This is a genomic window from Bradyrhizobium sp. LA2.1 (genome assembly GCF_040547725.1).
Taxonomy (GTDB): domain Bacteria; phylum Pseudomonadota; class Alphaproteobacteria; order Rhizobiales; family Xanthobacteraceae; genus Bradyrhizobium; species Bradyrhizobium barranii.
This window is the reverse complement of record NZ_JBEPQI010000030.1, coordinates 1-14836: the sequence shown is the minus strand read 5'-3', so window position 1 is coordinate 14836 and position 14836 is coordinate 1. Positions and strand designations below refer to the sequence as shown.

Annotated in this window: 11 protein-coding genes; 2 read left to right on the top strand and 9 right to left on the bottom strand. The window is 64.9% G+C overall.

The window, feature by feature from the left end; genetic code table 11:
• Positions 1 to 206: 206 nt before the first annotated feature.
• The 8 genes from ABIB95_RS39435 to ABIB95_RS39400 all read right to left on the bottom strand — a co-directional run bounded on the left by ABIB95_RS39435 (position 207) and on the right by ABIB95_RS39400 (position 12494).
• The gene (locus tag ABIB95_RS39435) at positions 207 to 617 is read right to left on the bottom strand and encodes an acyl-CoA thioesterase (protein WP_085398536.1); all 411 of its coding nucleotides are present in this window, start codon (positions 615 to 617) and stop codon (positions 207 to 209) included.
• 7 nt (positions 618 to 624) lie between these two features.
• Positions 625 to 2721, bottom strand: a complete 2097-nt coding sequence (locus tag ABIB95_RS39430) for a 3-hydroxyacyl-CoA dehydrogenase NAD-binding domain-containing protein (protein WP_354248020.1) — start codon at positions 2719 to 2721, stop codon at positions 625 to 627.
• 2 nt (positions 2722 to 2723) lie between these two features.
• Positions 2724 to 4007 carry an acetyl-CoA C-acetyltransferase gene (locus tag ABIB95_RS39425; protein ID WP_354248017.1) on the bottom strand — a complete coding sequence of 428 codons (1284 nt, stop codon included), beginning with the start codon at positions 4005 to 4007 and terminating at the stop codon, positions 2724 to 2726.
• Positions 4007 to 6274: an acyl-CoA dehydrogenase gene (locus ABIB95_RS39420; protein ID WP_354248015.1), complete on the bottom strand. Its 2268-nt coding sequence runs from the start codon at positions 6272 to 6274 to the stop codon at positions 4007 to 4009. Before ABIB95_RS39420 ends, ABIB95_RS39425 begins: the two co-directional genes overlap by 1 nt.
• Before the next feature lie 309 nt (positions 6275 to 6583).
• Entirely contained in the window at positions 6584 to 7207 is a 624-nt protein-coding gene (locus ABIB95_RS39415) for a flavin reductase family protein (RefSeq protein ID WP_282524423.1), read from the bottom strand.
• Between the two features lie 176 nt (positions 7208 to 7383).
• Entirely contained in the window at positions 7384 to 7983 is a 600-nt protein-coding gene (locus ABIB95_RS39410; protein WP_063985197.1) for a TetR/AcrR family transcriptional regulator, read from the bottom strand.
• 33 nt (positions 7984 to 8016) lie between these two features.
• A complete protein-coding gene (locus ABIB95_RS39405) occupies positions 8017 to 11154 on the bottom strand; it encodes an efflux RND transporter permease subunit (RefSeq protein ID WP_085399104.1) in 3138 nt (1045 codons plus the stop codon).
• 233 nt (positions 11155 to 11387) lie between these two features.
• The gene (locus tag ABIB95_RS39400; RefSeq protein ID WP_354248011.1) at positions 11388 to 12494 is read right to left on the bottom strand and encodes an efflux RND transporter periplasmic adaptor subunit; all 1107 of its coding nucleotides are present in this window, start codon (positions 12492 to 12494) and stop codon (positions 11388 to 11390) included.
• A 209-nt stretch (positions 12495 to 12703) separates the two neighbouring features.
• Between ABIB95_RS39400 and ABIB95_RS39395 the strand changes: the two genes are divergently transcribed.
• A complete protein-coding gene (locus ABIB95_RS39395; RefSeq protein WP_354098666.1) occupies positions 12704 to 12895 on the top strand; it encodes an antitoxin MazE family protein in 192 nt (63 codons plus the stop codon).
• Positions 12892 to 13245 (top strand): type II toxin-antitoxin system PemK/MazF family toxin, encoded by a 354-nt coding sequence (locus ABIB95_RS39390; protein WP_063985200.1) that lies wholly within the window; start codon positions 12892 to 12894, stop codon positions 13243 to 13245. Before ABIB95_RS39395 ends, ABIB95_RS39390 begins: the two co-directional genes overlap by 4 nt.
• Positions 13246 to 13346: 101 nt before the next feature.
• On the opposite strand, the gene ABIB95_RS39385 is transcribed toward ABIB95_RS39390, so the two are convergent.
• Positions 13347 to 14678, bottom strand: coding sequence for an MFS transporter (locus tag ABIB95_RS39385; RefSeq protein WP_063985201.1), 1332 nt, complete (start codon positions 14676 to 14678; stop codon positions 13347 to 13349).
• Between the last annotated feature and the right edge of the window lie 158 nt (positions 14679 to 14836).

The following is a 14836-nucleotide window of genomic DNA, read 5'->3' as shown; positions in this document are numbered from 1 at the left end:
TCAGTGCGGGCAAATAACGGCAGTCCTGCCCAAAGGTTCCTGAGCACTTGAGGCCGTTTCCACCCCGAATCGACACGCAATTGAGTACGCCGGGACCTCATCCGTTTTATGACTTGTTCTTGGCGAAGCCGCGACGCGTTGACTCAGTCGTGCCGCGTTTGGCGCGCCGCAAGTTTGCGTGAGATAGGGCAGAGCGTCGCGCGCGATTACGTCGCGATCGGCGGATCGTTGCGCTGGATCGCTTGCGGACGACCGTCATCATCGATCGAGACGTAGGTGAAATGACCGTCGGTGACGAGGATCGGCTGGAGCTCCCTGCGCCGTAGCGCCCAGGCTTCGAGATGCACGGTCATCGAGGTGCGGCCCACGCGGACGAGATTGGCATAGACCGAAACGAGATCGCCGACATAGACCGCTTTGCGAAAATTCATCGCCTCGATCGCCACGGTGACCGTACGCGACCTCGCGAGCTTCGATGCGAACACGCCGCCGCCGACATCCATCTGGCTGAGCAGCCAGCCGCCAAAGATGTCGCCGTTGGCATTGGTGTCGGCGGGCATTGCCAGCGTGCGAATGCAGAGATCGCCGCGCGGCTCGGTGTCGGACGTTTCGGTCATTTCGGTCTCACCTAAAATTGTCCCAGCCCGGGTCGGGCGCAAAGCGCCCGCCGAATCGCTCGGCCAGCGCGCGCAGGGTGGATACGACATTTTCCACGCCGCGCGTGCGCGCGTAATTCAGCGAACCGCCGCGGAATGGTGCATATCCGGTGCCGAAGATCATGGCGCCGTCGACCGCATCGGCATCGTCGACGATACCTTCGCGAAGCGCCGCGACGCAGACATTGGACATCGGCAGCACCAGGCGGTCGATCATCTGGTCGGTGACGCGCAGGCCGGTCTCGGGCAACGGCGCCTTCTCCGCCTTCCCGTCCTTCCAGGTGTAGAATCCCTTGCCCGTCTTGCGGCCAAGCTCGCCCTTGGCGACCTTCTCGCGCAGCCAGGCCGGCGTCGGCGGGAGGAGATCGCCGAACTTGGTCCGCAGCATGTCGCCGACGTCGAGGCAGATGTCGAGCCCGACCTGGTCGGCGAGCTCGATCGGCCCCATCGGCATGCCGAACTGCTCGGCCGCCGCGTCGATCAGGCGCTGGTCGATCTTCTCGTCCAGCATCACCATCGCCTCCAGCATGTAGGGCGTCAGCGCACGGTTGACGAGGAAGCCGGGCGAGCTCTTCACGGAGAGCGGCAGACGGTCGATCGCGCCGACGAAGGCGAGCGCCTCCTTGAGCACCTGCGCGTCGTTGCCGTCATGGCTGACGACCTCGACCAGTTGCAGCCGCGACACCGGGTTGAAGAAGTGCAGGCCGACGAGGCGCTCGGGCCGCGCCAGCGTGGTGCGCAGATCCTGGAGCGGAATGCTCGACGTGTTGGTCGCAAGGATCGCGCCCGGCTTCATCTTCGGCTCGAGGCCCGCATAGACCTTCTGCTTCAGCTCGAGCTTTTCCGGCACCGCCTCGATGATGAGATCGGCGTTGCGGACACCCTCGCCGTCCATGTCGGGGATCAGACGATCCAGCGCGTCGCGCACGTCGGTCGGCTTGCGGATGATCTTGCCGTAGAGCTCGGCCGCGCGCTTCACCGCGCCGGCAATCGGCTCCGCCTCCATGTCCGCGAGCGAGACGCGCAGCCCCTGCCCCGCACACCAGGCCGCGATATCACCGCCCATGGCGCCGGCGCCGATGACGTGAACATGTTTGATCGTGTTGCCGCTGCCCGCGACCTTCTTCATCTGCTCGCGCAGGAAGAACACGCGGATCAAATTCTGCGCGGTCGGCGTCACCATCAGCTTGGCAAATGACGCCTGCTCGGCCTTCAGCATCGCGGCCTTGCTGCCGCCATGGGTCTCCCAGAGATCGATCAGCGCGTAAGGCGCCGGATAATGCTCGCGGGGCGCGGCCTTTGCCGCCTCCGAGCGCATGCGCCTGGCCAGCAGCCCGCGCACGGGACCGAAATTCGCTGCGTGAGTCAGAGGGCCCGGACGCGCCCGCTTCAAGCGGCCGAACAGCGCATCCTTCACCGCGTTGCGGACGTGCCGCTCCTGCGTCACGGTATCGACGAGGCCGAGCGATCTGGCGCGGCGCGCATCGATGGTGCGGCCGGTCAGCATCAGCGCCATCGACTGCGTCGGGTTCACCAGCGCGGTGAAGCGCGCGGTGCCGCCGAGGCCGGGATGCAGGCCGAGCATCACCTCCGGAAAGCCGAAGCGCGCGCCATCGATCGCAATGCGCGACTGGCAGGCCAGCGCGACCTCCAGCCCGCCGCCGAGGCAGAAGCCATGGATGACCGCGACCGTCGGCAACCTCAAGGCTTCCAGGTGATCGACCACGGCATGCGCCGCGCGGATGCGTGTCTCGACCATTTCGGGATCGCTGGCGCCGCAGAATTCGTTGACGTCGGCGCCGGCAATGAAGCCGGACGGCTTTGCCGAGCGGATCACGAGGCCTGCGGGACGTTCGGTCTCGATCGCCGCGAGCACGGCATCGAACTCCTCCATCACGTCCGCGGACAGCGTGTTGGCGCTGGCATCTGCGCGGTCGAACAGCAGCCAGGCGACGCCGTCGGCGTCGCGCGTCAGCTTGAAGTGCTTATAGGCGCTGTCGGTCGCGGGCTTGGGCCCAAGCTCCAGCACGCGGTCGCCGAGCGCGGTCATGATCCTGGAATCCATGGTCACACCGCCTCGATCAGCATGGCGCCGCCGAGCCCGCCGCCGATGCATTCGGTGGCGACGCCGCGGCGCGTGCCAAGCCGCTTCATCGCATTGACGAGATGCAGCACGATGCGGTTGCCGGAGGTGCCGACGGGATGGCCGAGCGAGATGGCGCCGCCATCGACGTTGAGCCTGTCACGGTCGATCTCGCCGGCTGCGCCGTCGAGGCCCAAGATCTCGCGACAGAATTTGTCGTCGTTCCAGGCGGCGAGACAGCCGAGCACCTGCGTCGCGAAGGCTTCGTTCAGCTCCCAGGTCTCGACATCGTTGACGGTGAGGTCGTTGCGCTGGAGCAGCGGCGTCGCCGACATCACGGGTCCAAGTCCCATGATGCTGGGATCGAGCGCGGTCCAGTGGCTGTCGACGATGACAGCCTTCGGCGTCAGCTTGTGTTTTGCGACTGCCGCGTCGGAGGCGAGGATCACCCAGGAGGCACCGTCGGTGATCTGCGACGAATTGCCGGCGGTGACCTGGCCCCACGGGCGTTCGAACACCGGCCGGAGCTTTGCCAGCGTCTCGGCCGTCGAGTCCGGCCGCACGCCGTCGTCATGGTCGAAGAATTTTCCGTCGCGGGAGAACGCGGTCTCGACCTCGCCCTTGAGGAAACCTTCGGCCTGCGCATGCGCGAGCCGGCGATGACTCTCGGCGGCATAGGCGTCGGACTGTGCCCGCGTGATGCCGAAGAGATGGCCGACGACCTCGGCGGTCTGGCCCATGTTCAAGTCGGTGATGGGATCGGTCAGACCGCGCTCGAGCCCGATGATCGGCTTGAGATAGCGCGGCCGCAGCTTGAAGGCGGCAGCGAGCTTCGCGGCCACGCCCTTGGCGGTGGCAAGGCCGGCGAACCAGCGCACACCGGAGTTCGGCCAGACCAGCGGCGCGTGGCTCAGCGCCTCGGTGCCACCGGCGAGGACCATGTCGGCATGGCCCTCGCGGATGTAGCGGTAGGCCGTGTCGATCGACTGCATGCCGGAGCCGCAATTGATCTGCACGGTGAAGGCGACCATGTCCTCGCCCATGCCGAGCCGGAGCGCGGCGACGCGGGCCGGGTTCATCTCGTCCGCGATCACGTTGACGCAGCCGAGGATGACCTGGTCGAAATCATCGGGTGAAAACGGCTGACGCGCCTGCAGCGGCCGGCCGCATTGCACGGCGAGATCGACCGGCGTGAACGGTCCCGGCCCCGAACGCGCTTTGAGAAACGGCGTCCGGCTGCCGTCGACGATGAAAACCGGTCGTGCCATCAGCTCGCCGCCCTCTGTTCACCGAGTTCCTGGAAGAACTGATGCACATCTCCGGTTTTCTTGTAAATCGGCGACAGCGCTTCCGGCGCAAAATCATCGACCTCGATCACTTTTGTGACGGCTTCGTGAGCGGCGGCAAGCTGCTCACCCTCGGCCTGCGTGATCACGCCCTTGGTGACGGCGTCCTTCCAGTCGCGGATGTGCGCGGCGCGCATGCGCTTGGCAATCGCATCCGTGCCCGCAACGAGCTTGAACGCGCGCTCCAGCCGGGCAAAGCCGCCGTCATCATCGACATGGGCAAGATCCGGCGTGATACGCTCGCGCGCGGCCGACGGCTCCAGCACGAGGCTGGCGCATTGGTGCACGACACGGTCGGACGGGCCGAGCACCCGCGCGCCGAAGGGCTGGACGACGAGCTTGAGGATGACAGCGACAAAACGATTGGGCAGATTGGCAAGAATTTCGGCAAGCCGGTTCTCGATGGTCTTGAAGCCGGTCGCCATGCACCATTCCAGCGCAGCGAAGTCTTCCTTCTGTCGGCCCTCGTCCTGCCAGCGCTTCAGCGCGGCCGAGAGCAGATAGAGCTCGGAGAGGATGTCGCCAAAGCGCGCCGACAGCATCTCCTTGCGCTTGAGCGCGCCGCCGAGCGTGAGCAGCGCCATATCGGCGCAGAGCGCAAAGGCCGCGGAGTAGCGCGCGAGCTGGCGGTAGAATGGCGTGGCATCGCCCGCATCCGGCGCAAGCGCGAAGGCGCCGAAGGTCCAGCTCCGGCCGAACGCACGCAACAGCGTCTGGAAGCTGTGGCTGGCATGTTTCCAGAACGCCTTGTCGAACGCGGTGAGCCCGCGCTCGCGGTCGGTGTCGGCCAACGCGTTCATCTCGTCGAGCAGATAGGGATGCGCGCGTATCGCGCCCTGCCCGAACACGATGAGGTTACGGGTCAGGATGTTGGCGCCCTCGACGGTGATACCGACAGGCACGGCGCGGTGCAGATTGCCGAGATAGTTTTGCGGACCGTCGATCACGGCCTTGCCGCCATGGATGTCCATGGCGTCGTCGACCGCGGTGCGCATCCGCTCGGTCGCGTGCAGCTTCATGATGCCGGAGATGACGGCGGGATGGATGCCGGCATTCAGCGCCGCGCAGGTCAGCCGGCGCGCCGCGTCGAGCTGGTAGGCGGTCGCGACGATGCGCGCGAGCGGCTCCTCGACGCCCTCGAATTTGGAGATGGAGATGCCGAACTGCTCGCGGATGCGGGCATAGGCGCCGGTGGTGCGGGCGGCATAGGCAGCGCCTGCCGCCGACAGCGACGGCAGCGAGATGCCGCGGCCGGCGGCGAGCGCCGTCATCAGCATCTTCCAGCCCTGCCCGAGTCTCTCCTTGCCGCCGATGACATAGTCGAGCGGGATGAAGACGTCGCGGCCCCAGTTCGGGCCATTCTGGAACACCTGCATCGACGGCAGATGACGATGGCCGATCTTGACGCCGGGCAGATTGGTCGGGATCAGCGCGACGGTGATGCCAAGCTCTTCCTGGCTGCCCACGAGATGATCAGGATCGTAGGCCTTGAAGGCGAGGCCGAGCAGCGTCGCGACCGGGCCGAGCGTGATGTAGCGCTTGTGCCAGTTGAGCCTGAGGCCAATGACCTCGCGGCCCTCGAACTCGCCCTTGCAGATGATGCCGGTGTCGACCATCGAGGCGGCGTCGGAGCCGGCTTCGGGGCTGGTCAGGCCGAAGCAGGGAATGTCGCGGCCGTCGGCGAGGCGCGGCAACCAGCGCTCCTGCTGCTCTTTCGTGCCGAAGCGCATCAGAAGCTCGCCGGGCCCGAGCGAGTTCGGCACCATCACGGTGACGGCCGCCGCAATCGAGCGGGTCGAGATTTTTCGCACCACTTCCGAATGGGCATAGGGCGAGAAGCCGAGACCACCGAATTCCTTCGGAATGATCATACCGAAGAATTTCTCACGCTTGACAAAGTGCCAGACGTCTGGCGGCAGGTCACGCCATTCCCAGAAGATCTTCCACTCGTCGAGCATGGCGCAGAGCGCGTCGACCGGGCCGTTGAGGAAGGCCTGCTCCTCGGGGGTGAGCGTCGCCTGAGGCACCTTCAGCAGCTTCGACCAATCGGGGTTGCCGGTGAAGAGATCGGCATCCCACCAGACGTCACCGGCCTCCAGCGCCTCGCGCTCGGTGTCGGACATCGCCGGCAGCACGCCGCGCGCCCAGGAGAAGATCGGCTTTGTGATGGTGTCGCGGCGGAAGCTCATGGCTGACCTCATGCATCGGCGCGGTTATCGGCATTTTAGCGGAAAGTGGCCGGGCTAAGTGAACACTTCGCGAGCAAAAAGACGCGAATTGACGCGGCCGGGCGACCGCCCCGGGGACCATAACGGCCGGGGCGTGGGGGCAGTTCCGGGGAGGGGAATCGGGCTGAATGCCCCGTCGTCATTCCGGGGCGACGCGCAAGCGTCGAGCCCGGAATCCATAACCACCATCGGGAGTATGGATTCCGGGCTCGCGCCTAACGGCGCGCCCCGGAATGACGATGCGGAGAGAGTGGCTTAACCTGGATCAGATCAGTCCGGCCGCACCATCTCGAACATGTTTTCCGGCTTGATCTCGAAGTAGTCGCCGCGACGGCCGGCGCGGACGATGGGGCGGGCGGCGGCGGTCTGGTAGACGCCGTCCTTGATCATGGCCTTGTCGATATGGACGGCGACGACCTCGCCCAGCGTCAGCCAGGCATCGGCCTCCTTGCCGTCGGCCCCCTTGAGGCGGACGATGTCGGACACCTTGCACTCGAAGGCGACGGGGCTCTCAGCCACGCGTGGCACGTTGACGAGCTTGCCGGGCACGGCGGTGAGGCCCGCGATCTCGAACTCGTCGACTTCGGGGGCGACATGCGCGGCGGTCGCGTTCATGTGCCTGGCAAGGTCCATGGTGGCGAGATTCCAGACGAACTCGCCAGTCTGCTCCATGTTCGAGACCGTGTCCTTCCAGTTGGTGGAAGAGAAGCCGATGATCGGCGGCACGTAGCAAAAGGCGTTGAAGAAGCTGTAGGGCGCGAGGTTGACGTGGCCCTTGGTGTCGCGGGAGGAGATCCAGCCGATCGGCCGCGGCGCGATGATGGCGTTGAAGGGATCGTGCTTGAGGCCGTGGCCCTTGGAGGGCTCGTAGAAATAGAGGTCTTTGTCGGTCACGCGCTGCTTCCTTTTCGTCATTGCGAGCGCAGCGAAGCAATCCAGAATCCCTCCGCGGAGACAGTCTGGATTGCTTCGCTGCGCTCGCAATGACGGAGTTTGTTGGTCCGTCATTTCCCGCCATCCACCCGTTAAGGGCGGCGCTAAGCAGTTTATAGGGGAAATTCCAGCGCCCGTCAGTGGCGCGGCGACAGACCGGCGATGACGAAATCGATCATCTGGTCGATGGTCGGGCCCGGTTTGGTGGCGCACTGGGCGATCATCTGGGGGTGGAAGAAGCGCATCATCGCGGTGCAGGCGCACATCGAGGCCAGTTGCAGGTCCGGCGCCTCGAACTCGCCGGACGCGGTACCCTGCGCGATCACCTGGCCGATGACGCCGGCAATGCACTCCATATGGGCGACGCAGACGTCCCAGTCCTCCTGCATCGCGATCTCGACCATCTCATGCAGCTTGTTATCGCCGACATAGCGCTCGGTGTTCATGCGATGGATGGTGGTGAGCAGTTCGCGGAAGCGCGGGAGCACCGGACCAGGCCTCGCCACGATCCGCTGCGCTTCGATCTCGACCTCGCCCATCAAGGCCCGCGCCACCGACTGGTGGATCGCCTTCTTCGATTCGAAGAAGCGATAGACGTTGGCGGGGCTCATCCTGAGCTCCTTGGCGATGTCCCCGACCGTGGTCTTCTGGTAGCCGATCTGGCGGAACAGCCGCTCGGCCACCTCGAGGATACGATCCCGGGTGTCGCCTTCGATATGTTCCGCAACCAGTGTCATGTGTCAGGACTCGTCCATCAGCAGTCTTCTCATTTATTCAGCCGCTTCAGCAAGCGGAATTGCGTGCTGGTCATCGCTCCCATGCTGCGGCGCGGCAGGCTGCTCGGGGGTGCCCGCCTCGTCCAGGCTCTTCCTGAACCACAGGGCGTAGAGGCCCGGCAGGTACAGCAGCGTCAGGAAGGTCGCGACGAACAGGCCTCCCATGATCGTGATCGCCATCGGGCCCCAGAAGGCCGAGCGCGACAACGGGATCATGGCCAGGATCGCGGCGAGCGCCGTCAGCACCACCGGCCGGGCGCGGCGGACGGTTGCCTCCACGATCGCCTCACGACGGGTCAGGCCGTGGGAGACGTCGGTCTCGATCTGGTCGACCAGGATGACGGTGTTGCGCATGATCATGCCGGCGAGTGCGATCAGGCCGAGCAGCGCCACGAAGCCGAACGGGGCATTGGCGACGTTGAGGCCAAACGAGGCACCGACGATGCCGAGCGGCGCGGTGAGGAACACCAGGATCAGGCGCGAGAAGCTCTGCAGCTGGAACATCAGCAGCGTCAGCATCACCATGACCATCAGCGGGAAGAGGATGAAGATCGAGGCGTTGCCCTTGGCGGATTCCTCGAACGCCCCACCCGGCTCGATACGGTAGGCCGGCTCGAGATTGTCCTTGATCGCCTTCAGCTTCGGCGTGATCTGGCTGGTGACGTCGGGCGCCTGCACGCCGTCGACGACGTCGGAGCGCACGGTGATCGCCATGTCGCGGTTACGCCGCCACATGATCGGCTCCTCGTGGGCATACTCGATCTTGGCGATCTGCTGGAGCGGCACGGCGACGCCGTTCTTCGAGGTGATGGTCAGATCGCCGACGCCGCCGAGATCGAGTCGTTCGGACGGGACCGCACGAGCGACCACGGCCACCTTCTCGATGCCGTCGCGTATGGTCGTGACCTGCGCACCCGAGATCAGCATCGACAGCGCCTGCGAGACGTCCTGCGGCGTCAGGCCCATGGCGCGGGCACGATCCTGGTCGACGACGAGCTTGAGGTAGGGCGACTGCTCGTTCCAGTCGAGCTGGACGTCCTTGACGCTCTTGTTCTGCCGCATGACGTCGCGGACCTGATAGGCGATCTCGCGCACCTTGTTGGCGTCGGGGCCGATCACGCGGAACTGGACGGGGAAGCCGACCGGCGGACCGAAGTTGAAGCGGTCGACGCGCACGCGCGCCTCGGTCAGCATGCCCTCCGCAGCCGCGTTCTCGATCTTGGCCTTGATGCGCTCGCGCGCCTCGACGCCCTTGGCGACGATGACGATCTCGGCAAAGGCCTCGTTCGGAAGCTGCGGATTGAGGCCGAGCCAGAAGCGCGGCGAACCCTGGCCGACATAGGACGTATAGGTCTCGATGTCCTTGTCGTCCTTGAGCAGCGTCTCGGCCTTCTTCACTGCCTTCTCGGTGACGTTGAAGGCGGTGCCCTCGGGCAGGCGGAGCTGGAGGAACAGCTCGGGCCGCTCCGACAGCGGGAAGAACTGCTGCTGGACATGGCCGAAGCCGACGATCGAGGCGATGAAGACGCCGACGGTCGCGGCCACCACGGTGATGCGGTGGTTGACGCACCATTGCACGATGGCGCGCAGGCCGCGGTACATGCGGGTCTCGTAGACCGCGTGCGGATCGTGATTGTGGTGCACCTTGATGTTGGGCAGCAGCATGACGCCGATATAGGGCGTGAAGATCACCGCCACGAACCAGGAGGCGACCAGCGCGATCGCCACGATCCAGAAGATGCTGCCGGCATATTCGCCGACCGCGGAATTGGCAAAGCCGATGGGGAGGAAGCCAGCGGCCGTGACCAGCGTTCCCGTGAGCATCGGAAACGCAGTGGATTCCCAGGCAAAGGAGGCCGCGCGGAAACGGTCCCAGCCCTGCTCCATCTTCACCACCATCATCTCGACCGCGATGATCGCGTCATCCACCAGCAGGCCGAGCGCGATGATCAGCGCACCGAGCGTGATGCGGTGCAGATCGAGCGACATCATGTTCATGACGACGAAGACGATACCGAGCACCAGCGGCACCGACAGCGCGACCACGATGCCGGTGCGCCAGCCGAGTGCCAGGAACGAGACGAACAGCACGATGACGAGGGCTTCCATGAAGGAGTGCACGAACTCGCCGACGGCGTGCTCGACCACCTTGGGCTGGTCGGCGATGAGCTTGACGTCGATGCCCTGCGGCACCGCCTTCATGAACTCGGCGGTGGCCTTCTCGACCTCCTTGCCGAGATCGAGGATGTTGGCGCCCTTGGCGGTGACGACACCGATGCCGATCGCGGCCTTGCCTTCCTGGCGCACGATGAAGCTCGGCGGGTCGACATAGCCGTGGGTGACGGTGGCGATATCACCCAAACGGAACACGCGGCCGTTGCTCTCGACCGGCGTCTCGGCCACGGCCTTGGCGCCATCGAGCGCGCCGGTGACGCGCAGCGGCACGCGCTGCGACGAGGTCTCGACCGTGCCGGCCGGGGTCACATTGTTCTGCTTGGCGAGCGAATCGAACAGTGCCTGCGGCGTGATGCCGAGAGTGGCGAGCTTGGCGTGCGAGAATTCGACGAAGATGCGCTCGTCCTGGTTGCCGTAGACGTCGACCTTGGTCACACCAGGCACCTTCAGCAGGCGCTGACGGAAGCCTTCCGAGACCTTCTTGAGCTGGGCATAGTCGGCGCCGTCGCCGGTCATCATGTAGAGGATGGAATCGACGTCGGAGAACTCGTCGTTGACGACGGGTCCCAGAATGCCCGAAGGCAACTGGCCCTGCACGTCGGCGAGCTTCTTGCGCAGCAGATAAAACAGATACGGCACGTCCTTCGGCGGCGTGGAATCGCGGAAGGTCACCTGGAGCGCGGTGAAGGCCGGCTTGGAATAGGTTTGCACCTTCTCGAAATAGGGCAGCTCCTGGATCTTCTTCTCGATAGGATCGGCGACCTGCGTCTGCATCTCCTGCGCGGTCGCGCCCGGCCAGATCACGGAGACGTTGACCACCTTCACCGTGAAGAACGGATCCTCGGCTCGCCCGAGCTTCTGATAGGAGAAGAAGCCGGCGACGCCGAGTATGATCATCAGGAACAGGACCAGCGTCGGATGGCTGACGGCCCAGGCCGAAAGGTTGAAGCGCTTCATCGCACTCTCCAAAGATGATCCAATTGCAAAAAAACCACAGCCACTCTGTTCAAACCGTCGTCGCGAGGCAGCGAAGCAATCCAGGGGGCTGGGCAGGTTCTGGATCGCTTCGCCGCTTCAGCCCCGGCACTTGCGCTTGGGCCGAAACTCACCTCACACGACGTGACTCGTATTCTTTGCGCATGATCTTCTCGGAAAACCGCTGCTCACTTTTCCGGATCATGCGCTAAACTCTAGAAAGACAGTGACGAGACGATCCGCACCCGCTGGCCCGGATCGAGCTTCTGCACCCCGAGGGCCACGATCTTGGCGCCCTCTTCGACACCGCTGGTGATGATGACGTCGTTGCTCTCGTAGGACTTCACCACGACCGGCTTGAGCGTGACGGCGCCGTTGTCGTCGACGACGTAAAAGGAGGGCTTGCCGCCTTCGTTGAACAGCGCCGACAGCGGCAGCCGCGCGACGCGCTCGGTCGCGGCATCCGACAGCGTCAGCGTCGCGGTCATGCCGAGCGAAACCTTGTCGTCGGCCTCAGGCAGCGAGAACTTTGCAAGATAGGTGCGCGTCGACGGATCGGCCGTCGGCGCGATCTCGCGCAGCTTGGCCGCATATTTCTTGTCCGGCTCCGACCAAAGAGTGACGCTGGCGGCGCCCGACTTGGCACGTCCAACCAGCGTCTCAGGGATCGCGACGACCGCTTCCTTCTCGGCAAAGCGGGCAACACGGATCGAAGTCTGGCCTGCGGCGACCACCTGGCCGGGCTCGATCAGCGTTGCGGTGACGACGCCACGGGCGTCGGCGTTGAGCGTCGCGTAGGAAAGAGAATTCTTGGTCAGTTCGACCGAGCGCACGGCCCGGTCCAGGCGCGCGCGGGCCTCATCGGCGGCGGCGCGGCTCGAATCCATCGCCGCATCCGTAGTCCAGCCCTTGGCCTTCAGATCCTTGGCGCGCTGCTCGGCCGCGGCGGCCTGGGCCAGCACGCCGGTCGCGGCAGTCTGCTCGGCGACGGACTGCTCGGCCTGGAGCTTCAGATCGACCTCGTCGAGGGTCGCAAGCGGCTGGCCGATTTCGACGGTCTGGCCGACCTCGACCAGGCGCTTGGCAACCTTGCCGGCCACGCGGAAACCGAGATCGCTCTCGATCCGGGGCCTGACGGTGCCGACGAAGCTGCGCTCCGGCGTCTCGGCATCATAATGGGCGGTCGCGACCAGAACCGGCCGCGGCGGCTCGGCCTTTTCAGCGACGGTGTCATTGCACCCGGCCAGCGCGGCGGCCATCAGGGCCAGCGACACACCTGACAAGAGCTTGGAATAGCTGGACAAAACTGACCGAACGAACATCGGAGGACACTCCCGCGACTGCAATGAGAGGAATGTCGACTAATCACTGATAAAAGTCAATAATCGTCAGTCATCAGGAAAGCGTGATCGTTAAGGGGTGGTAAGGATTGGTGAGCCTTGTGCCGCTGGCAACGCGCACCATTTCTTGATAGGGTTACATGTAACCAACGGAAATACATATGAGCCCTTCAAAGCCCAAGCCGTCTCGTATGAAGGTGCAGGCCCACCGCGATCGATTGCGTGCACAAGGCCTGCGGCCGATCCAGATCTGGGTGCCGGATATCCGCTCGCCCTCCTTCCAATCGGAAGCCCATCGCCAATCGCTTGCGGTCGCAACGAGCTCACATGAATCCGAAGACCAAGGCTTCATTGATGCCGTATCCGATTGGACCGATGAATGAAGCGAGGTGAGGTCTGGACGGTGGCAGGCGGCAAGGACTATGCGGGCAAGCCGCGCCCCGTCGTCATCGTGCAGGACGACAGCTTTGACGCGACGAACTCCATCACTGTCTGCGCCTTCACGACCGACGAAACCGAGGCGCCACTTTTCCGGCTCAAGGTCGAGCCGAACGACGGCAACGGCCTTCGAGCTCCGTCTCGACTTATGGTCGACAAGATTACTACAGTGCCAAAAGCCAAGGTAGGAACGTTAGTGGGACGCCTAGACGATGACGACCTGCTGCGTCTCAATCGCGCTATTCTGGTGTTTCTCGGACTGGCTGGTTCGCAGAGAAGCGCCAGTGCAGATTAGCCTGGATGGAGCGCAGCTCAATCCGCGGCCTGCAGGCTGTAGCACGAGCAGTCCCGGATTTCGCTTCGCTCTATCCGGGCTACGCAGCGGTGAGTGCTGCTCTACCGCCCCTGCCCGGCGAACTCGTGCTTACTCTCGTGGCCGCCGACAAAAACCAAAATGCCGGCGATCAGGGGCAGGACGGCCAGCACCAGCAAGCCGGTCGAGGTTTGGCCGGTGGCTTCCTTGACCCAGCCGATCAGGTACGGCCCGCCGAAGCCGGCGAGGTTGCCGATCGAGTTGATCAGCGCGATGGCGCCGGCCGCCGCCGTGCCGGAGAGCCAGGCGGTCGGCAGGGTCCAGAACACGCCGAAGCAGCAGAACACGCCGATCGCCGCCACAGTGAGCACCACCATCGTCATGGTGGGATCGGTGAGATAGGAGGAGACGGCAAGCGCGACGGCGGTGAGCAGCAGCGGCGCGCCGACATGCATCACGCGCTCGCGCGTCGCATCGGAATGCCGCGCCCACAGGATCATCGCGATGGTGCCGAACAGATACGGGATCGCGGTGACGAAGCCGGTCTGGGCGTTGGTGAGGCCGAACGCCTTGACGATCTGCGGCAGCCAGAACTGCATGCCATAGAGCGCGCCGACGAAGCCGAAATAGACCAGGCTCAGCATGATCACCTTCGGCGACGACAGCGCTTCGCCGAGCGACAGATGCTTCACCGCCTGCTTGGCCGCGATTTCCGAATCGAGCCTGGACTTGAGCCAAGCCTTCTGATCGGCCGAGAGCCAGTCCGCCTTCTCCGGCCTGTCGGTGAGATAGAACCAGGTGACGATGCCCAGCAGCACCGAGGGGATGCCCTCGATGATGAACAGCCACTGCCAGCCCTTCAGCCCCATCGCGCCGTCGAGCCCGAGCAGCAGGCCCGAGACCGGCGCACCGATCACGGTGGAGACAGGGACAGCGATGGCGAAGGCCGCGAGGAAGCGGGCGCGATACTCGGCCGGGTACCAGTAGGTGAGATAGAGGATGATGCCGGGGAAGAAGCCGGCCTCGGCGACGCCAAGCAGGAAGCGCAGGACGTAGAAGCTCGTCACGCCGCTGACCAGCGCCATCAGCGCCGAGATGATGCCCCAGGTCACCATGATGCGGGCGATCCAGCGGCTCGCGCCGAACTTCTCCAGCGCCAGATTGCTCGGCACCTCGAAGATGAAATAGCCGATGAAGAAGATGCCGGCGCCCCAGGAGAAGATCAGCGGCGTGAACTTCAGCTCCGCGTTCATGGTCAGCGCGGCGAAGCCGAGATTGACGCGGTCGAGATAGGAGAAGAAGTAGGCCAGCACCAGGAACGGAATCAGGCGCCAGGAGATGGCGCGGATCGTCGAGGTCTCGATTTCCGACTTGGCTGAGCCGGCGGAACCGGCATAGGTCGTGGTCTGGCTCATGGCTTCCCCCCAGGGTTGTTGCTTTTATGGGCTAGAGCCGTGGGGGGGGGGGGGGGGTGGGGGGGGGGGGGGGGGGGGGGGGGGGTGTGGGGGGGGGGGGGGGGTTGTGGGGGGGGTGGCGGTGCGGGGGTGGAGAGGGGGGGTGTGGGGGGGTGGGG

What these genes read in the sequence shown, in the direction of transcription:
- ABIB95_RS39405 (WP_085399104.1), bottom strand. Translation starts at nt 11,154, where the DNA reads ATGAAGCGCTTCAACCTTTCGGCCTGGGCCGTCAGCCATCCGACGCTG.
- ABIB95_RS39385 (WP_063985201.1), bottom strand. Translation starts at nt 14,678, where the DNA reads ATGAGCCAGACCACGACCTATGCCGGTTCCGCCGGCTCAGCCAAGTCG.
- ABIB95_RS39435 (WP_085398536.1), bottom strand. Translation starts at nt 617, where the DNA reads ATGACCGAAACGTCCGACACCGAGCCGCGCGGCGATCTCTGCATTCGC.
- ABIB95_RS39420 (WP_354248015.1), bottom strand. Translation starts at nt 6,274, where the DNA reads ATGAGCTTCCGCCGCGACACCATCACAAAGCCGATCTTCTCCTGGGCG.
- ABIB95_RS39410 (WP_063985197.1), bottom strand. Translation starts at nt 7,983, where the DNA reads ATGACACTGGTTGCGGAACATATCGAAGGCGACACCCGGGATCGTATC.
- ABIB95_RS39430 (WP_354248020.1), bottom strand. Translation starts at nt 2,721, where the DNA reads ATGGATTCCAGGATCATGACCGCGCTCGGCGACCGCGTGCTGGAGCTT.
- ABIB95_RS39425 (WP_354248017.1), bottom strand. Translation starts at nt 4,007, where the DNA reads ATGGCACGACCGGTTTTCATCGTCGACGGCAGCCGGACGCCGTTTCTC.
- ABIB95_RS39400 (WP_354248011.1), bottom strand. Translation starts at nt 12,494, where the DNA reads ATGTTCGTTCGGTCAGTTTTGTCCAGCTATTCCAAGCTCTTGTCAGGT.
- ABIB95_RS39390 (WP_063985200.1), top strand. Translation starts at nt 12,892, where the DNA reads ATGAAGCGAGGTGAGGTCTGGACGGTGGCAGGCGGCAAGGACTATGCG.
- ABIB95_RS39395 (WP_354098666.1), top strand. Translation starts at nt 12,704, where the DNA reads ATGAAGGTGCAGGCCCACCGCGATCGATTGCGTGCACAAGGCCTGCGG.